This is a genomic window from Bdellovibrio sp. ZFWA1, from assembly GCF_056175665.1.
In genome coordinates this window covers 728034-746380 of the sequence record NZ_JBJKJH010000001.1, presented here as the reverse complement: position 1 = coordinate 746380, position 18347 = coordinate 728034, and the positions used below count along the sequence as shown (strand labels likewise).

The window sequence follows — 18347 nt, the reverse complement described above, 5'->3', positions numbered from 1 at the left end:
ATGAGAATTTATCGGCTGTCCGCTATATGAATTGAGGTCTGGTTGCTTATTTCCTGTTAATCCAGACAAGGGTCTGGTTTGACTCAAGAAATCAGGCGAGTCACAATGAGACTGATGAAATTTGAAGCATGGTTTTTAACAGATAAAGGTCTTCGTCGTGACTCGAATCAAGATTCTTGTTTAATAAACAACGAGTTGGGATTGTTTGTTGTTGCCGACGGAATGGGTGGACATAGCGGTGGCGAGGTTGCATCGAGCTTAGCTGTCGAAACAGTTGAAGAAATCATGCTTCAAGAAGAGGCCAAGTTAAAAGATCCCCGAACTATGTTAGTGAAGGCTTACGAAGAAGCCAGCCGACGCATTTTTGATTTAGCTGCGACCGAGCGGCCGGAGCTTGTTGGGATGGGGACCACGATGGTGGTAGCGCAGTTGCGGGGACGCACTTTATATATCGGAAATGTTGGAGACTCGCGCTGTTATCTTTTTAAGAAGCCATATCTTTGGCAAATTACTGAAGATCACTCTTTGATTAACGAGCAATTGCGAGCAGGAATAATGACTCCCGAGCAAGTAAGACAGTTTGTGGGACGCAATGTGATCACTCGTAGCGTTGGTTACGAACGTGATGTCCATCCTGATATTATTGAACGCGAAGTGACACCCGGAGAGACCTATTTAATTTGCTCGGATGGCCTTTCTGGCTTGGTTCCTGATAATCATATTTGTGATATTTTGAATCAAAATCCACCTGACAAAGCAGTCAAAGCATGTGTAGAACAAGCTTTAGCAAATGGTGGGGATGACAACGTCACCGTTTTAATTTTGCATATTTCCGAATAGAACAGGCTAAAATAGGACAGATGATTATAAAATGAGCAATTCTAAAAAGGTCACTCTTTTTTTAGTATCTAATCAAACGGGTAAAACTCGAAAGATTGTGCTTTCAGCGTCTTTGCTGAAGGCGGGTACATTTATTGCGGGAGTGATGTTGGTAGTCTTTGCGGCAGGCCTTTTGGATTATTTTGGATTGTTGCTTCAGTCTATCGAGAATAAAAAATTGCGTGCTGAGAATGCCCAGCTAGTTAAGCAATTTCAAATTGTCGAAAGTAAAGTCAGCGCTCTGGAAAGTTCTTTGGAAAGAGTAAAGACGTTTACGACCAAACTTAAGTTGATCACCAACGTTGATGCTGAAGACCGTGTGACTAAGTTAACAATGGGCGCAAAGCCAAGTCCTGGTCAGCAGTTAGATGAGTATGAACCAGTGGATCAAAGGTCCTCTAAATCCGAGTTAGAACAGCAAGATAAAATTTTTGCCGAGGGTAAAGTTCTTAATGAGCAAGCCGGAGAGCTAGCTATTCAGGATACTGGAAAAGATTATGCAACTTTGGTTGTCAGAATAGATAAGGCCGTTAAAGAAACTCAGTTGAAAGAGCAAAGTGTGATAGATCTTTGGGAGAGTCTTTCAGAGCGCCAATCGTTGTTGAATGCAACTCCAAATATCAAGCCGGCTCGTGGTTGGTTAACTTCTGGTTTTGGCTATCGTATTTCGCCGTTTACAGGTAAGCCCGCTCTGCATGCGGGATTGGATATTGCGGCGGCGCCGGGTTCTCCGGTTTATGCGCCCGCTGATGGTGTTGTGACTTTCTCTTCGTACGATGAATCTTATGGTAAATTGATTTCGGTTGATCATGGTTATGGTGTGAGCACTCGGTTTGCCCACTTATCGCAAACCTATGTTCAGGCGGGACAACGTGTGAACAAGTGGGATGTTATTGGCGCGGTTGGAAATACCGGCCGGTCGACTGGGCCGCACTTGCACTACGAGGTGCGGATCAATGGAACCCCAGTCAACCCGCGCAATTATATTTTGGATGAGTAAATTGAATTTTTAATATGGCCGAAATAAAAAAGGCAGAAGTTATCTTCTGCCTTTTTTGATTTATTGTCCGTTCATAACGCTAACTGGAGGAAGTGGACAGTTAAGCTCTTTCATCTTTTTGCTAACGATGGAAGCGCTTGCTTGATACCCTTTGCGTACTAAAAGATCTTTTGCTTGAGAGACCGCTGTTCTTTGAGTTGCCGTTACATTTTCAGAACCTCGGCAGTAAGAAACAATGGCCTTATCAACTTTGACATCAAGAACTGGATCGATCATGTCACAGAAGAACTGAGTAGCGCCAAGGTGATCCATCGCTGCAGACCAATCCAACCAAGCTGTTTCAAGTTGACCGCAAACAAGTTCGTTCTCTCGCGAACCTAGGGGAAGATTGTTTAAAGTCAAGGTCGCCATATTTTTTGAAGCACGCAAAGCCTCTGCTTGGATCGCACTTAAAGTACCATAATCAACCATTGGAACTTTTGCTTTCATAAGTCTTTGACGGAATTCTTCCATCTTCTGGTTGTATGAAAGATTGTAGGCCGTATTATTAAGCACCTCTACTCCAGAAAGGAAAGAGCTTACAGAACGATCATGCATAGATTTAGTATGATCTAGCCAAGCTTGAACTGGAGATTTACCAAAAGCCCAAGACCCACGACGACCGAAAAGACCCGCTTTTAGAAGACTCATACGTTGATCAAGTTCCGAGCGGTCGATAATAGAATTGTCTTTAGCAAGCTCTGTCATTGCTTTTTCGACTCGAGTCACAGTCAGTTTTTCAAGTTGAAGACGATCAAACTGAGTCTTCCACATACGGTATTCGGTGTTTTCTGAAAGTTGTCGTTCTACCGATTGCTTTTGAGATTGGATCATTCCCGAAGTTAACTGAATAGCTTGCTTGTGACCTGCAATCCAAGATTTAACAGTAGTTGCACAAGCTGAAACAGCTGTTTCATCACTATCAACTTTTTGGGCTAGTAAGCTGATCTTTTTGATAGAAGTTGTATTTAATGATTTCAAGGAAGCTACCTGAAGCTTATTGCCATTCGTATTACGAGCAGTTACTTCAAGATTTGTATAAACGGAAGCCGGAAAGCTAACGCCGTCGCTAGTTAGCGCAACCATTTCAGCGCCAAGCATACACATCATCATGTCATCATTCGATGAAGACAACTGCTTTTGCAAATCAGAAAGGCTTGATTGATCTTCCTTAAGTTGTTCTTCATTTTCAACCAATGTGCGATCTACCGAGCTTTTCAGTGCTAAAAGTTGATTCAACTCTTTAGATGGCTTGCCGAACTGCGAGTTATACAGTTGAACATTTTTCTCGAGTTCCGCAGTGATGCGATCAATTCGACCGCTTTGCGCTAACTGCATGAAACGCACTTTTCGAGCAACTTTCATGAATTGGCAAGTGTTTACCAGAACCGCTGTGCGGTGATCTGCATTTGTCATATCCAAAGTATTTTGATCGATCATTTTGCTCATCGCTGAAATACCGCTAGTTACCACGATGCCACCGATAACATAAGGAAGAGCTGGTGCTAAAGCTGCATTCATTGACACGGCCATCAGTGCATAAGGAGATAGACCGTTAAGAATATCGTTAAACGCCAATAGAGCCTTACCCGACTTCATGGATTGACGTCCGCAAGCTGAGCTTAGGAAAGAGTTATTATTGATAATTGTCCCTAAAGTTTGAGTCGCTTGAATTGCGGCAGTTACTTTTTGATCGATGTCTTGAACATTCACCGATTCGGCATCCGGTGCATTTACGATCTCTTTCAAAGAATTGACCGTTGATTTCAAGCTGTCGGCATTTTGAACTAAAGACGCCACAGAAGGATTGTTCGAACACTCCTGAGAGATCTTAACTTCGTTCGATAAGCTATCGATCGCCGCCAAAAGTTCAGCATGAGGTTTGTTGTCAAATAAGGGGCACGAATACTCTGCAGCGACATTGGCTGTACGCATTTTTCCATTTCCGGATGGTCCCGAAGTAACGACGCTACCACCTGAAGGCTTATTATTAGAAGAGCCGCCATTGTTGGTAGGATTTGATTTTGGCTTCGGGTCGATAGGGAATAATTCAGGAAGACCCGCAAGTCCGGCGCCGTTGGGGGCCGCAAAAGCTGGCGTCAATGAGGGTGTTACCATTCCTAGCGTGAGGATAATGGCAAGTCCGTTGCGAGGAACATTCTTTAACCTTAACTTCATACAGTCTCCCTGTTGAACTTTTTTAAAAGTGACATTTTTTTGCGAACGAAGACGTTTCAAATGACATAAAAACGACTTCGATGCTTCGCGGGTACATTAAGCAAGGATCGGTCCAATTTGATACGCTGAAGCTTGGATAACAGGGGTGTCAAAGCTGTTTACAGCTGAAGCGGTCTTCTGTCCTATGGTGGGCAGAGCTTCATTTAAATCAACTCTGGTGTCGAAAGAGATCTAGTTTTCTGGCATGTGATTTGAATAGTTCTCTTGATATGAGACTAGGTCTATTAGTTGTCATTTTAATACTTTCCTTAGATGTGGGTGCAAAACCGACCTCTAAGCCCTTGGTGGAGTTGTCGTCGACTCAACCTTTAAGGTCTATTCCAGTAGATACGGTGACTCCTAAAATTTCGACGAAGGACGTAGCTTTGTTTATTCCTACCGACCTGAAGCCTACGAAGGATTCTTCTCTGGTAGCTAATAAAATTGCTGATAGAAGTATCAGTTATTTAATGAATAATTCAGCGATGAAAGATGCCTCGTTGATGAAGTCAGCAACCAGTCTTCAGGAAAAGATGAAGGCAGATGTGGAAATTCCTTCGTCCGGCCCGGAGGGTGTGACCCATCGCTTTACGATGAAGTACGAGATTTTTCAAGCATTGGCAAAATTTGAATATGTAGGTTGGTTAAAAGCAGCCCTTAATTATGATGCCAAAGCTTCTTGCACCGATATTACAATTCAAGAGAAAATCTTTAATAATAAGAACCTTTATTTAAAACAAAAAGTCAGTTCTGTTGAGTCCCAAAGTAGTTTGGGCATCTCTTGGGCCTGGTGAAATCGATTTTCAGCGGTTGCTGAGCTCTAATAAACTAGACCTCGTGACTATTGTTTGAGGGTCTGTTTGACGGTCTATCTAAGACTTCCTATTCTAACTCCATGGAAAAAATAGTTTTTATTGCTGGAAAAAGAACTCCATTTGGAGCATTTGGTGGATCATTAAAAGATATCTCTGCGACTGACTTGGGTGTTGTTGCCGCAAAAGCAACGCTGGAGCAAGTTGGGTTGTCTGCAGATGTTATTGATCATGTTGTAATTGGAAATGTTGTGCAGTCTGGATCTGATGCTGCCTATTTGCCTAGACATATTGGCTTAAAGTTAGGAGCTCCGGTGGGGATTGGGGCTTTAGGTTTAAATCGTCTATGTGGAAGTGGTTTTCAAAGTTGGGCGACAGCGGCACAAATGATTATGACTGGAGAAGCGCAGTGTATTCTTGCGGGGGGTGTTGAGCAAATGTCTTTAATTCCCTATGTGGCAAGAAAGGTGCGCTTTGATGGAATGCGGATGGGGAATTTTGAGCTTGAAGATTTGATGACATCGGCGCTTACCGATGCGTACGCAGGAATGCCCATGGCCATCACCGCGGAAAATCTTGGCGAAAAATATGGAATTTCGAGAGTTGAATGTGACAGCTTTTCTTTGCAATCACAAAATCGATATAAAGAGGCACTTGCGAAAGGCTATTTTGATATCGAGATGACCAGCGTGACAGTAGAGACCCGGAAGGGACCAGTTGTTGTTAATAAAGACGAGCACCCAAAGCCTGATGTGGGCTTAGATAAAATTAATGCTATGAAAGCATTGTTTAAAAAAGATGGACTGGTTACCGCGGCAACAGCATCGGGAATTGTTGATGGCGCAGCATGCTCGTTATTGATGTCTGAATCCAAAGCAAAAGCCTTAGGTCAAAAACCTTTAGCGCGTATCGTTTCATTTGCTTCTGTAGGATGTGACCCTACGATTATGGGAATTGGACCGGCTGCGGCCTCAAGAAAAGCTCTTGAGTTGGCGGGATTGAAGATGGAACAAATGGATATAGTTGAAGTAAACGAAGCTTTTGCCGCTCAATTTTTAGCAGTTCAAAAAGAATTGAAGCTAGATTCTGCAAAAACCAATGTGAATGGTGGCGCAATTGCGGTTGGGCACCCACTTGGGGCTTCTGGAACTCGTATCATGAATCACTTGGTCTACGAACTTCATCGTCGAAATGCAAAGTACGCTTTGGGCTCGGCTTGTATTGGTGGTGGCCAAGGCATTGCCGTTATTATTGAAAGAGTTTAACTCATGGATGTGAATTTTCAGCTTAAAGAAAGAACGGCTCTGATTACGGGGCCGTTTTCGACCTCGATGCAAAAAATAGTGATGGATCTTTGTGCGTTGGGGGCGGATTGCTTTTTGGTAGTGCCTGACGATTCCATTGCTAAAAAGTTTTGTCAAAGTGTGAATGATCTTCGTGAGGTCAATCGCAAACAAGGGCGAGCTGCAGCTATTAAGAACGAATTAAAAAGCGATGACAATATTAAGGATGCAATTGGCGAGGCTGTAAAGTCCTTTGGTAGTGTCGATTTATACATCGATATGACCGTTTTCAATCGTGCTAACGAATTTAAAATCGGAGAGCCATTGGCTCATCTTGATTCTGATCTGCAGCTAGGATTGCGGGTCCCTATTCTTTTAAGTCACGGGGTCTTGAACTTCTTTAAGTCTCGGCAGCGGGGGCGTATTCTATTTGTTATGAACGAAATAAATCTGGATCCAATAGAGTCCGCAACGCGTGGGGCGTTGATTGCTTTTGCTAAGACATTATCTAAGCAAGCATCCGAGTATAATGTGACTGTTAATGCGATCAGCCTGGGGCTGACCGAAGAATGGATTTTGAAGCAGTATCCACAGGCTGGCTCGATCAAGGAAGCCGTGACATTAATGCGGGAAAAAGATTCTTCTTTAAAAATCACCGAGCCTGATAAAATCGCTTCAACGGTGACCTGGTTGATGGGGCAATATGGAAGTACCGTAACAGGACAGTTTATTTCCTTAAAATAGCATGATCCTAAAATGAGACGCGAAAATGCCTTTGACTTAATACTGGTCAAGGGCATTTTCATTTAGACTGGAATGAGTTCGTGTCGGCGCCTTTTTTGTGGAGTATAAATGGACCCAAAAGATGCTAAAGATGATATCTTAAGTTTGCAGCAGCAGCTGGAAGTAGCCCTCCAAAAAAATCGAGAGCTTGAAGATCTTTTGGATCTTAAGCTTAAAGAAGTCTGTGATTTAAATGAATCGCTGGAGTCAGCTGTGGTTGAGCGTACTCGAGAGCTGTCTTCTGCTTTAGCTAAATCAAAAATTTTGGCTCAGGCAAAAAATCAATTTCTAGCTAACATGAGTCACGAACTAAGAACGCCGTTAAATGCAATTATCGGATTTGCAAAAGTTATTCAGTCAAAAACATCAGATCCAGCTGTTGATTATTCGGTTTTGAAAATCGAACAAGCTGGTCTTCGTTTATTAGACCATGTTGAACGGATATTTGAGTTTTCGAATTTGGATACAAGTTCGTATCAAGTTCAAAATCGTTCTTTTTTAGTTGGTGATTTGATCGAGCAATTTAAAAAACAATTTGGTGTTAAAAGCCGTCAGAAAAATTTGGATCTCAAGTTCAAGGTATCAGAAGAGCTGCCTAAAGAGTTATTCGGCGATGACAAAGCCCTTATTAAGATTGCAGATATTCTAATTGATAATGCAATTAGGTATACCGATCAGGGGGCTGTGCTTGTTCAAATTGGCAAGGAAACCAGTCCGCTAAATGGTGTTGATGTATTTACTTTAGCGGTGACTGATACGGGATCGGGCATCAGTGAAGATCAAATGGTTGATATATTTGCTCCATTTTCGCAGGCTGATAATAGTGACAATCGTAAGCATGGTGGGGTGGGCTTAGGCTTGACCTTGGCCAGTCGATTAGCGCAGGCGTTGGGCGCGGAAATTCGCGTAGAGAGTTCTTTAGGACAAGGAAGTACATTTAAAATCTGGTACCCTTTAAATGCCTCTGATGGACCTATTCTTAATCGGCCAGATGTTGATCCGGTAGAAAAAATTAAAGAGTACTCTCCGCGCTTAAAGGTTTTGACGGTGGATGATGACGATACGAACAATCTGTTGATGAAGGCGATCCTATCTTCACTTGGGATTGATACATTGATCGCTAAAGATGGTCAGCAGGCTTTACAAGTCATCAAAGATCATCCAGACATCAATCTAGTTCTTATGGATTGTCAGATGCCGGTCATGGATGGAGTTGAGGCCACTCGACAACTGCGCGCAATGGGTAATTCTGCCACGATCATCGCGGTGACAGCAAATGGTCAACCGGACAATAAGCAAAGCTGTTTCAATGTCGGCATGAATGGATTTGTTGTTAAACCTATATCACAGCAGAAGATCGCGGAGGCAGTTGTTGATACACTGTGGTTCGTGGCTGATGTGGCTTAAAGAAAAAGCGGCCCGAGGGCCGCTTTTATTATTGTTGTCTTACTGTATATTCGCCGTTTTCATCTGTCCAAAGTCTTAAGTCAAAACCTTGATTAGAAATGACATTTTGAGTGTACATCAAAGATTCATAGAGTGCTTCTTGTTCGAAGCGGCCAAAACGGTGGGTAATGGTCGGGCCATTCTTTGAACTTAGGCTAAATTCAAAACTCACCAATCTTCCAATGTTGTCCTGAGGAAGAAGAGAAATTAGGAAGCCTAAGCCCTTAGTTTGCCATACAGGAATCTTTTTAAGATTTGTAAAGCTGTTCAAGCGAATATTTGTATCTAGCAAAGGATTCGTTGAATTGAAAAGTTCTTTGCCGATTTCTTTGTAGTCTTCCTCGTAGTTCTTAAAGCCATTACGTGCTTCTGGATCCCATTGCGGTGGTTCATTTTTAACTCCACCGTTGAAACCACCCGTGCGATTGACGTACTTCTTAAATAGGTCGGTATATGCTGATGGAGCCATTCTGGGAAGAGCTGCTACTGCATCTGGATGGAAGAATGTCGTAATTCTATAAGCACTGTTGATGTAGTCGCCGTCTCTGAAGTTATAAGGACTCCAGTCAATTTTATTATACTCGGAAGCTGGAATTAAACGAGCAAGCTCTAATTTAATGTCCTTAAGGTCACCTTTATCTAGTTCTTTTTCTTTACGAACTTTATCATTAGAAAACGCTACGAATCTTGTTGCTTTGAAGTTGTCATCAGCGGTGAAGAGCAAGCTTGAAGTATTAACCTCTTCCGTTCCCCAAAGGCCAAAAAGGGCTTTGGTTTTTGTTCTATTTGAGGTCGTTTCAAGGATATACTTCTGGGCAACGTTCGTTCGGTCAAAACTGGTTACATGTGACACGGCCGACGCTGTTCCGCTTTGAAATTTTAGAAGATTAATTCCTAATTTAATTCCCGAGTGGCTATTCGTGGAACGGTTGGTTCCCTTAAATAGACGATTAATACGGCGCTGGCTTGGTAGTTGACCATGATCTTGTTCAGAGATTTCTTCAACCGCTGAAAGGTCTGTTAATACACGTTCAGCCATTTTGTCCACAGATCGGAATGGATTTGAAGCATCAAGATCTTTGAATTGAACTTTACGGCTCATCATATCGTCATAGGCATGGGCTGCTTGAGGATTGTTCAGGTCAAAAACATAATCCAACATAAAGAGATTATTTTTTGAGTTTCCAAGTCCTAATTGTATAGGGCTTAGATCGACAATTTTATCAATTTTATTTTCTAGATAGTTAAACCCGATGATATCCAGGTCCAAGCCGTATTTAACTTCGGCATCGGCCCCGGCGCCTTTTGAATTTAAAGAAATTAATTTCACACGAATTTTGTTATTGGGCATTCTGAATAGATGAACTAAGAATTTACCAGAAACGAACGCGTGGGTCGAAGCACCAAGTTCAAAACCATTTTGAATTGAACTTCCGTTGAGGCTTAAGACGAAGTTTAAGTTGGCTTGCAGCCCAACAAAGTCACCTGGATTTAAATTTCTGATTGCGCGCTCTGCCGTTAAGGGGATGTGTTTCATGAAGTAAGGTACGGCAACTAAAGAATCCCGCTGCGACTTAAACTGTCGAGCAAAAATAACTTCTGTGCCGCGACTGATATCAAATCCAATTGGCATGTCTAGGCCGTCGATAAGATCTCCAGGTCTAAGATCTGCATTTATCGAGTACTTATCGATACGAGTATAGTAACCATCCACATAAGAAGGTTCTGATTCCGCTTTGTACTTAACGGCGATTCCAAGACCCTCAAAAAGTTCAAGATCCAAGATTTTTAAACTTGCCCCAATTTCTTGTTTTGCGACTTCTTTGCGAATGCGCTCTTCAAGTTTTGCTGGCTTGAAAAAATCCCAGCTGGCTTGTGCTGGAGCCGAGATCATTTGGAAAAGGCCGAGGCCAATCACTAGGTATTTATTATAATTTTTCATAGTCTATCCTTTATTAGAGCGAATGCACTTGTAGCAGAGGATAAACAAAAATAACAACGCCTTTGGTTGACACAACCGCTTCGGTTTTGTCAAACCAGCTGGCTATTTCCAAAATGTAAGGGACTTAAATGCTATTTTTCCGGGGCTTTACTTTCGGGTTTTAAAGAAAATTCATAGGGAAATTCAACACAGGATTCGGAGCTTGAGACAGCAATAGTTGGCTCACTGCCCTTGGGGGAATGAGAGGGACGAGACCTCATCGAGAGCATTTTTTCACAGGTAGAATTAATTTCGTAGAAGCACTCGAAGTGGACGGGCGAGTTGGATATGCACCAAGCGGACTTGCCTAAAATGTGAGCGTGGCCATGACGGACAGCCACACTCACTAAAAAAATAAGGCAGAGTGCGAAAAACTTCATATTAAAGGCGGCGTTCCGAAATTAACTGTTCCGCTTCTTTGTATTTTTCGGGAGCAACATAGATACGATCGATGATGCGGGCGCCTTCATAGCGCTTGAAAATTTCGGTCGATTGCCCGATGGGGGCAGGTTTATCGTGATGATCGTATTGATCAACTACATATATTTGAAGGGCTTTTTCTTCAGGCGATACCGCATGATATTTCGAAAGGCGGGCTTTAGACGAGGCCCAAATAACATCAAAGCCTTCAGCTTCAAGAGCATTTTTTATCACTTCCGGGCGGCTGCTTTCATTCGTCGAGTGTAGTTCGGTCAATACTTTAAAAGGTCTGCGGGCCGCGATTCGTGTGGCCCAAGGATTTCCCGCGCTAGCAAGATGCTCGTGCAGTTTGTAGTCGTTGTATTTGATATACTCGTTCAAAGTCGAAGGTAGGACAAAAGTGCAATCAGGTGACGTAAGGTATCGAGTCAGCATCTCTTCGTAAATGATACTTTTGTGATGGCAGTATACCATTAAGTGCATGTGATGCCGAGAAATCAAAAAGTCATCGAAGCTATAGAGAGCCCGTCTATTTAGCGCCAAGTAAACTTTATCCTCGACCCTGTGGAAGGTCATGTTTTGCATCAACCAATGCGAGTCAATCTTTCCATAGTTAGTACCGCAGAAGTAAGAGTCGCGTTCTAGATAATCCATTCGATCGACGTCTAATTCAGATGAAACTAATTGGCTCAGGATCGGTCTAAAGTCACAGCCGTTGTCGACGAAGAAATCATCAGGGCAGTGCAAAGCTTTATCAATAAGACAAGCGACATGCACTGGAGAGATGTCCGAGTAGTTCTTTTTAATTTGATTTGCGATTTCGGATTCGGTCACAAATTTAATTGTAAAGTCTTCGTGATTGGCTCTGCGGTTTTTATTCATGACTGCATGGGCGGCGTTACCCATCTTTTCCTGGTCCGCGTAAATTTTTACATCAAGCTCGGACAGCATAGGCATGACAGTTTCAGTTGTATGGGACAAGGGCCCGTGCCCTACATCATGTAAAAGAGCAGCAAGGCGAACTACATTTCTGAATCGCTGTTTTACTGACGGTTTTGAAAATGGATAGACTCGGAAAATATTATCAAATACTTGTCCCACAAGGTGACCGACGCCGACTGAATGCAGATAGCGATTGTGAGTTGCTCCTGGAAAGCTAAACTCGGCAAAGCCAAGTTGCTTGATAGCTCGGAGTCTTTGGTACTCGGCGGTGTCTAAAATGGCAGTCTCTGCATCTGAGTAGTAAATGGATCCGTGTACGGGGTCTCTGATTTCCATGGACAGCTCCTATCGTCACCTGTAGCAATTTCTTGGCTATTATCTATCGCGCTCATTCCCTCGTGCAAAGGGTTTTTAATGAGGACTCGTTAGTTTTAACCCCACAATTGAAACAACGAGTAAAACCATGAAAAAGATACGAGCAAGATTGTATGGCTCATTGAGTAAGAAAATGCCTAAAATGCCTGCGCCAGCGGCTCCGATGCCAACCCAAACGGCGTAGGCTGTGCCAATTGGAAGAGTCTCGGCCGCTTTTCCAAGTAGATACATACTAATGATCATCGAGAATATCGTGAAGAACGTGGGAACTGGTTTGGTGAATCCTTGAGTGAATTTAAGGCCTACGGCCCATCCCACTTCGAGTAAACCGGCGATGAATAACGTGATCCATGCATTCATTGTACTGCTCCTGTATTTTTATCTTCTGTTGTCGACGTTTTTTCTTCGACCAAAGTAGTGTCTTAAACAAAATTTACAGGACTTTCGTTCTGAAATCATCATCTCAATCGGGGCCCTTAGTCTAGAAATGCAAAAAAATGAGACGTATCACTTTAGGAATTTCTAATTGCTCCGATCAGTTAGGCAAGAAAGTAAATCACCCACGCACCATGACGGTGCACCGGTCTCAAAGGATTGAACCGGTTAAGTCTTCAAGGAGGAGGAGTTATGGGGTTAAGAATTAATACAAATACAGCGTCGCTAAATGCACAGCGTGTATTGTGGGGCACAAAGTCTGGCCTAGATAAGTCGATGGAAAAGTTGGCTTCGGGCTATAGAATTAACAGAGCGGGTGATGATGCCGCAGGTCTAGCGATCTCTGAGAACTTAAAAGCTCAGGTTCGAGGTCTGAAGCAAGCCTCTCGTAACGCTCAAGATGGTATCTCTCTTGTACAGGTGGCGGAAGGTGCGATGAACGAAGTTTCATCAGTCTTGATTCGTCTTCGCGAACTAGCAGTACAAGCAGCTTCTGATACGATCGGACCTGTTGAAAGACAATTTCTAAACGTAGAATATGATCAGTTGGTGTCTGAAGTAGACCGTATCGCCGAAGGGACAGAGTTCAACGGAACTCAGCTTCTAGCGGGTGTCGGATCGATCTTGGACTTCCAAGTTGGTACTCGAAATAATCCTGAAATCGACCGTATCTCTTTTGATGCTTCAAAAGCAGATGCAAACTCAGCAGCTCTTGGTGTGAACTTAACATCGGTGGCAGATAAAGCTTCAGCGCAGAATGCTCTGGCAGCGATTGACACCGCGATCGTGAGTGTCTCTGCAATGCGAGCTGACTTCGGTGCGATTCAGAACCGTCTACAGTCCACGATGAATAACATTCAAGTGTCTGTAGAGAATATGTCCGCTGCGAACTCTCGAATCCGAGACGTAGACATCGCAGAAGAGACTTCTGAAATGACTCGTAATAATATCTTGTTGCAAGCGGGCACCTCAGTCCTTGCACAAGCGAACCAGCACGCCAACACAGCACTTGGACTTTTGAATAAGTCTTTCAGTTAATACTAAATCGGTGAGCTCTGCGGCACCCCCATGGGGCTCACGATAGTACGACTCTTTAAGTAGAGTCATCTGATAGACTTGGTTTGTGATCATCAATTATTTTTCATGATCACCCTCAGACAAGCCAAAGCTCTGTACAACAACTTTTGTTGGTAGGCTGTAATATCCAAAATCTGTTTCCTGCGACTGGGGGGTCACTTTGTGATCCCCTTTTTTTTAAAGATTGTTTTCTTTATTTGATTGGCAATGCGATGTGCGTGAACGCTTTATTCATGCGGGTTTCGTGGTGATGAGTTAAAGAAAATTGACAAGAACTAGACTTAAAAAGTTTGGAAAATTGTCGAAAAGTTAAACAGAAAAACAAAAACAATAGGAGCGCAAGGATGTGCTTCCTGGCCAAAATGGAAGGCCAGTATTTTTCAAGGAGGAAGACGGATGACACAAGGAGGATAAGATGGGACTTAGAATTACAACAAATTTGGCTTCATTGAATGCACAAAGATCACTAAGTGGTAGTACCAATGCAATGAACCGTTCGATGGCGCGCTTGTCTTCTGGACAGCGAATCAATCAAGCAGCAGATGATGCGGCAGGATTGGCAATCAGCGAAAATTTGAAGGGTCAAATCCGTGGTCTTCGTCAGGCAAACCGCAACGCGAATGACGGTATCTCGTTGGTTCAAGTGGCGGAGGGCAGTTTGAATGAAGTTTCTAATATGCTAATCAGATTAAGAGAATTGGGCGTTCAGTCTTCTTCAGATACTATCGGTGAAACTGAAAGACAGTTCTTGGATGTAGAATACCAACAGTTGAAATCAGAGATTCAACGTGTAACGGACTCTACGAATTTTAACGGTTACGAACTGTTAAACGGAACGGGTGGGATGATCGACATTCAAGTCGGTGTGAACAACGATGCGTTCCGTGATCGAATCAGCTTTGATGCTGGTGCTGCCAATGCGAATTTGGAAGCTCTAGGGTTAACGGCGGAAACGGTGGGAACTAAAGAAGGTGCCCAAAACAGTTTGGCGGTGATTGATCAGGCTTTGACTCAGGTAAACTCGATTCGAGCAAACTTTGGTGCGCTTCAGAATCGTTTGAACTCGACATCGAACAACCTGGCGATCTCTGAGGAGAACTTGTCAGCAGCGAACTCACGTATCCGTGACACGGACGTAGCCGCTGAAACTGCAGAAATGACGCGAAACAACATCTTGTTGCAAGCCGGTGTTTCTGTCTTAGGACAAGCAAATAACCAATCACAATTAGCCCTAAAACTCCTCGGCTAATAAAAAGGGGTCAGGTGTTTTTTTCTAACTGGCCCGCGTTAAGTCAATAATAAGTCAGGCACTCTATGTAAACTAGAGTGCCTTTCTTCTTTTTTGCGCACCCCAGTTAGAAAAAAACACCTGACCCCATTTGGGTTACAACTAGAATAACTAACCTAAAAATGATGGAAGGGGCTTGGAGGCCTAGGTCCTGTCGGTGTATACTATGTAAGCAAAAAGAAGGCAGGATGCTATGAACAATGAACAAGTACTCAATCAAGAAACCGATCAAAGAAAAGAGACAAAAAGAGTCAAAAGAAACCGTCGCCGAAGATTGGCAGCATGGTAGAAAAAAGCCCCAGTGATCCTGGGGCTTTTTTTATTTCTTGGATATGCTGTCGATGGCTTGGTCTACCTCCAGATGAAGATCTGAAGCGATCAAAGCATCCAGAGTTTGTTCGGCAGCCTCGATCATCTCGCCTAGCGCTTGAGTTTTTTCGTAACAGAGCTTGTTGGTCGATCGATCTTTGTCGCACAGCTTAGTTAGATTTTTATATGAAGACATGATCTGCGCGAGCATTTTGCGTTCACGCATTCGCAGAACCGAGCAAATCACTTTAATAAGGTCGGGGTTTGATTGGTAAAGAATACGTCTTGAACCTTTTCCAACCACCTGAACCACATCGTATTTCAATAAATCGTGAATGGCCAAAGAGATAAGAGCTTTCGAAACGTTTAAACGTTTTCCTAAAGTCGTCGCATCGATGGGCTCGTCCGCTAAAAAAATATGTGTCCAAATCTGCCCGTGGATTTTTTTAAAACCCCAGTACTCAATAAAACTTCCAATTTGATCGGAAAGTTCCTGCATTTCGGGCGGAACTTTCGTTATATGACGGTTCGGCATAGGTTTAAGCTAGCATAAACCTTCCTGAAAAGAAATAGCTTGCTTAGTTGAGGGCTGAAAGAATGGCTTTCCACAAGCCAGGGCTCAGGATTTCCGAGCCAATCATCATCACGGGTTTGCCATCGGACAGTTTTTCTTTTGAAACCTCTGAAGGCAGATATCCAGTCCCGCCATAAGACATAAGGTAATCTTTGCGTATCGACAGCGAGTTCGAAATTAAGACATGCTCAAAGGGGGTTAGAGTCTTTTTGCCGTGGAGTTTGCCGAACTCCCAAGTCGAATAAACGCCGGTGTTCTTTTGCGATTGAATTCTTTCAAGAGTCTGAAATCCAATTTCTTGATAATATTTGAACTTCTGCTTGCCGGGAATTTTTGAGGTAAATACCAGATCTAAATCGCCCGAGAAAAAATGCGCCTCGAGCTCATTAAGATCAAAAATATCTAAGCTGATTTGTTGAACACCCAACTCTTTGAAGCAGGTTTGACTGACTTGAAGAGCCTGACGAGCCATTCCCTCGAGTGTTCCGATTCGCAGTTCGGTTATCATCTCTTTGTTAGTAATCGCCATAAGCTCTGCCTCGAGTCTTCGAGTCATCGCTTCGAATGATTTAGCAAGTTCAAACGCCACCGGCGTCCATCCAGATTTTCTTTTTGCGGAACGATCTAAAACAACAATAGCAAGTTCGTCTTCGATCTTTGCGATAATCCGAGACAGTTGCGGCTGACTAAGCCCAATATTGGCCGCAGCCCCCGAGAGGTTTTTATAATGAATGGCTTTAGCTAAAACGCTGAGCTCGTGAAATAAATGCTGCATTTAAAAACCCCTAGCTTTTCTTGATATAGTTTATGAAAGCGATAACACCCAATCCCATTGCCAGCAGGTATCCGACGAAAGAAAGGGCAGGCATGCCGTAGACATGATTTTCAGATGGCTGGGTGAAAATGATCGCAGAACTTAAAATCAAAGAGCCTATGATCAGACCTAAAAATAATAGATTGAAAGAAGACTCTAAGGACTTTTTAAGATCCTGAACGTCGGTGAGTCGAATGTTAATAGCATGTTCAGGGCTGTTGAGCTTGCGCAGTAGGAAGTGCAATTGACGAGGAAGAGCATTAATAAAATTTTTGCTTTCTCGGGCCATCATTGAAAACTCACTGGCCATTTTTTCGGGATCATATTGGTTTTTAACAATCTCTTCGGCCAGTTCAATTGAGTAGGCCAAAAAATCAAAGTCTGACTTGATCCTGCGCCCTATGCTTTCAATGCAAACTAAGGACTTAAAGAACATCATAAGCTCGGTAGGAAGCGTCAGATGATGCTTCACTGCTAAGGATGATGACTTCATCAACAGCTTACCTAAGTTGACTTCTTTTAGTGTCAGTCCGTAATAGGGGGCAATCAGTTCGCGCAGCTCTTTTGCAAACTGATCTATTTTTACTTTATCGGTGAATGGAGCCATATCAACGTATTCGTATGCTAGGCGTTCATAGTCTTCTTTGGCTAATGCAAGTAACATATTGGCCACAGCAGTCTGAGTTTTTTTATTCATACGCCCGACAACGCCGAAATCAATCAGACCAATTTGGTTGTGAGGTAGAACGAAGAAGTTACCAGCATGAAGATCGCCATGGAAAAAACCATCGGCAAAAACCATTTTTAAATAAGTTCGTAAGCCTGTGCGGATAATTTGTTCGGGGTCGGTGCCATCGATCAACAGAGAGTTCGGATTGCTTAAGGGAAGGCCTTGCAGAGCCTCCATGGTTAAAACTCTCTCGGTGACAAGATCCATGTAAACGTAAGGAACCTTAACATGCGCTTCATTTTGAAAATTCTGTTTAAAGCGACGAATGTTATTGGCTTCTACAACGAAATTAGTTTCGAGTTCTAGGGTTTTAAAGTATTCATTCACGATACCCTTAGGGTTGAAGGGGCGTGTTTCGGGTACATACGCTTCTAGCAGTTCGGCCAAGAAATAAAGAACATTAAGGTCATCATTTATTTTTTCAATAAGGCCGGGTCTTTGCACTTTGATAACAACTTCGTCCCCCGAGTTTAATCGCGCTTTATGAACTTGAGCAATGCTGGCAGAGCCCAATGGGGTCGGATCAATAAATGAAAATCGAGAGTAAAGTGACTGACCAAATTCCTCTTTTAGGACGGACTCGATAATATCGAATGGCAGAGGCTGAGCTTGATCGTGCAGCTTTTCAAATTCTTCGACATAATCTGCGGGGATTAAATCTGGTCTAGTTGCAAGTAGCTGTCCCAGCTTTACAAATGTGGGCCCAAGTTCCTCGAAGGACATTCGAATACGCTCTGGAATAGAATGTTTTTCAATGTCGACATCGGCCTTCAGGCGATCGATGATGAATTGGCCAAGCTTAACTCGTTCTGCTAGGTTGTGAAAGCCATGGCGGGCGAATACGCCGACGATGGTTCTTAGTCTTCCGGCATTCTTTAAAGTTTTACCTATCTGGGTCCCAGCTTGAATTGGTGTCACGATCTATCCTCGACTAATAATTTTC

The 18347-nt window shown here is 43.1% G+C and carries 15 protein-coding genes; 8 read left to right on the top strand and 7 right to left on the bottom strand.

The features are described from left to right. Window positions 1–105 precede the first annotated feature (105 nt). On the top strand, window positions 106–840 hold the full coding sequence (locus AC04MN_RS03540; protein WP_475381810.1) for a Stp1/IreP family PP2C-type Ser/Thr phosphatase: 735 nt from the start codon (window positions 106–108) through the stop codon (window positions 838–840). A gap of 31 nt (window positions 841–871) precedes the next feature. Continuing rightward, window positions 872–1879, top strand: coding sequence for a M23 family metallopeptidase (locus AC04MN_RS03535; protein WP_475381809.1), 1008 nt, complete (start codon window positions 872–874; stop codon window positions 1877–1879). 60 nt (window positions 1880–1939) lie between these two features. Here AC04MN_RS03535 and AC04MN_RS03530 read toward each other — a convergent pair whose 3' ends face one another. Then, entirely contained in the window at window positions 1940–4096 is a 2157-nt protein-coding gene (locus AC04MN_RS03530) for a hypothetical protein (RefSeq protein WP_475381808.1), read from the bottom strand. Window positions 4097–4365: 269 nt separating this feature from the next. Here AC04MN_RS03530 and AC04MN_RS03525 point away from each other — a divergent pair, with 269 nt between their 5' ends. The 4 genes from AC04MN_RS03525 to AC04MN_RS03510 all read left to right on the top strand — a co-directional run bounded on the left by AC04MN_RS03525 (window position 4366) and on the right by AC04MN_RS03510 (window position 8420). Next, the gene (locus AC04MN_RS03525) at window positions 4366–4929 is read left to right on the top strand and encodes a hypothetical protein (RefSeq protein WP_475381807.1); all 564 of its coding nucleotides are present in this window, start codon (window positions 4366–4368) and stop codon (window positions 4927–4929) included. A 101-nt stretch (window positions 4930–5030) separates the two neighbouring features. Beyond that, the gene (locus tag AC04MN_RS03520) at window positions 5031–6212 is read left to right on the top strand and encodes an acetyl-CoA C-acetyltransferase (protein WP_475381806.1); all 1182 of its coding nucleotides are present in this window, start codon (window positions 5031–5033) and stop codon (window positions 6210–6212) included. Between the two features lie 3 nt (window positions 6213–6215). Then, window positions 6216–6974: an SDR family oxidoreductase gene (locus tag AC04MN_RS03515; RefSeq protein ID WP_475381805.1), complete on the top strand. Its 759-nt coding sequence runs from the start codon at window positions 6216–6218 to the stop codon at window positions 6972–6974. Window positions 6975–7082: 108 nt separating this feature from the next. After that, window positions 7083–8420, top strand: coding sequence for a response regulator (locus tag AC04MN_RS03510; RefSeq protein ID WP_475381804.1), 1338 nt, complete (start codon window positions 7083–7085; stop codon window positions 8418–8420). A 28-nt stretch (window positions 8421–8448) separates the two neighbouring features. On the opposite strand, the gene AC04MN_RS03505 is transcribed toward AC04MN_RS03510, so the two are convergent. From AC04MN_RS03505 to AC04MN_RS03495, 3 genes are all read right to left on the bottom strand, one after another. Further along, the gene (locus AC04MN_RS03505; protein WP_475381803.1) at window positions 8449–10401 is read right to left on the bottom strand and encodes a hypothetical protein; all 1953 of its coding nucleotides are present in this window, start codon (window positions 10399–10401) and stop codon (window positions 8449–8451) included. A gap of 420 nt (window positions 10402–10821) precedes the next feature. Beyond that, entirely contained in the window at window positions 10822–12138 is a 1317-nt protein-coding gene (locus tag AC04MN_RS03500; protein ID WP_475381802.1) for an HD domain-containing protein, read from the bottom strand. Between the two features lie 75 nt (window positions 12139–12213). Then, window positions 12214–12537 (bottom strand): DMT family transporter, encoded by a 324-nt coding sequence (locus AC04MN_RS03495; RefSeq protein WP_475381801.1) that lies wholly within the window; start codon window positions 12535–12537, stop codon window positions 12214–12216. Window positions 12538–12804: 267 nt separating this feature from the next. Between AC04MN_RS03495 and AC04MN_RS03490 the strand changes: the two genes are divergently transcribed. Next, window positions 12805–13650 (top strand): flagellin N-terminal helical domain-containing protein, encoded by an 846-nt coding sequence (locus AC04MN_RS03490; RefSeq protein ID WP_475381800.1) that lies wholly within the window; start codon window positions 12805–12807, stop codon window positions 13648–13650. Window positions 13651–14104: 454 nt separating this feature from the next. Beyond that, entirely contained in the window at window positions 14105–14938 is an 834-nt protein-coding gene (locus AC04MN_RS03485; RefSeq protein ID WP_475381799.1) for a flagellin N-terminal helical domain-containing protein, read from the top strand. A gap of 358 nt (window positions 14939–15296) precedes the next feature. Here the strand turns inward: AC04MN_RS03485 and AC04MN_RS03480 are convergent, their stop codons facing one another. The 3 genes from AC04MN_RS03480 to AC04MN_RS03470 are packed head-to-tail and all read right to left on the bottom strand — an operon-like array spanning window position 15297 to window position 18322. Next, window positions 15297–15821 (bottom strand): GbsR/MarR family transcriptional regulator, encoded by a 525-nt coding sequence (locus AC04MN_RS03480; protein ID WP_475381798.1) that lies wholly within the window; start codon window positions 15819–15821, stop codon window positions 15297–15299. 43 nt (window positions 15822–15864) lie between these two features. After that, on the bottom strand, window positions 15865–16635 hold the full coding sequence (locus tag AC04MN_RS03475; RefSeq protein ID WP_475381797.1) for a LysR family transcriptional regulator: 771 nt from the start codon (window positions 16633–16635) through the stop codon (window positions 15865–15867). Between the two features lie 10 nt (window positions 16636–16645). Next, window positions 16646–18322 (bottom strand): ABC1 kinase family protein, encoded by a 1677-nt coding sequence (locus AC04MN_RS03470; RefSeq protein WP_475381796.1) that lies wholly within the window; start codon window positions 18320–18322, stop codon window positions 16646–16648. Window positions 18323–18347: the final 25 nt, after the last annotated feature.

Coding starts and splice junctions, on each gene's coding strand:
- AC04MN_RS03540 (WP_475381810.1), top strand. CDS start 106: ATGAGACTGATGAAATTTGAAGCATGGTTTTTAACAGATAAAGGTCTT.
- AC04MN_RS03535 (WP_475381809.1), top strand. CDS start 872: ATGAGCAATTCTAAAAAGGTCACTCTTTTTTTAGTATCTAATCAAACG.
- AC04MN_RS03530 (WP_475381808.1), bottom strand. CDS start 4,096: ATGAAGTTAAGGTTAAAGAATGTTCCTCGCAACGGACTTGCCATTATC.
- AC04MN_RS03525 (WP_475381807.1), top strand. CDS start 4,366: ATGAGACTAGGTCTATTAGTTGTCATTTTAATACTTTCCTTAGATGTG.
- AC04MN_RS03520 (WP_475381806.1), top strand. CDS start 5,031: ATGGAAAAAATAGTTTTTATTGCTGGAAAAAGAACTCCATTTGGAGCA.
- AC04MN_RS03515 (WP_475381805.1), top strand. CDS start 6,216: ATGGATGTGAATTTTCAGCTTAAAGAAAGAACGGCTCTGATTACGGGG.
- AC04MN_RS03510 (WP_475381804.1), top strand. CDS start 7,083: ATGGACCCAAAAGATGCTAAAGATGATATCTTAAGTTTGCAGCAGCAG.
- AC04MN_RS03505 (WP_475381803.1), bottom strand. CDS start 10,401: ATGAAAAATTATAATAAATACCTAGTGATTGGCCTCGGCCTTTTCCAA.
- AC04MN_RS03500 (WP_475381802.1), bottom strand. CDS start 12,138: ATGGAAATCAGAGACCCCGTACACGGATCCATTTACTACTCAGATGCA.
- AC04MN_RS03495 (WP_475381801.1), bottom strand. CDS start 12,537: ATGAATGCATGGATCACGTTATTCATCGCCGGTTTACTCGAAGTGGGA.
- AC04MN_RS03490 (WP_475381800.1), top strand. CDS start 12,805: ATGGGGTTAAGAATTAATACAAATACAGCGTCGCTAAATGCACAGCGT.
- AC04MN_RS03485 (WP_475381799.1), top strand. CDS start 14,105: ATGGGACTTAGAATTACAACAAATTTGGCTTCATTGAATGCACAAAGA.
- AC04MN_RS03480 (WP_475381798.1), bottom strand. CDS start 15,821: ATGCCGAACCGTCATATAACGAAAGTTCCGCCCGAAATGCAGGAACTT.
- AC04MN_RS03475 (WP_475381797.1), bottom strand. CDS start 16,635: ATGCAGCATTTATTTCACGAGCTCAGCGTTTTAGCTAAAGCCATTCAT.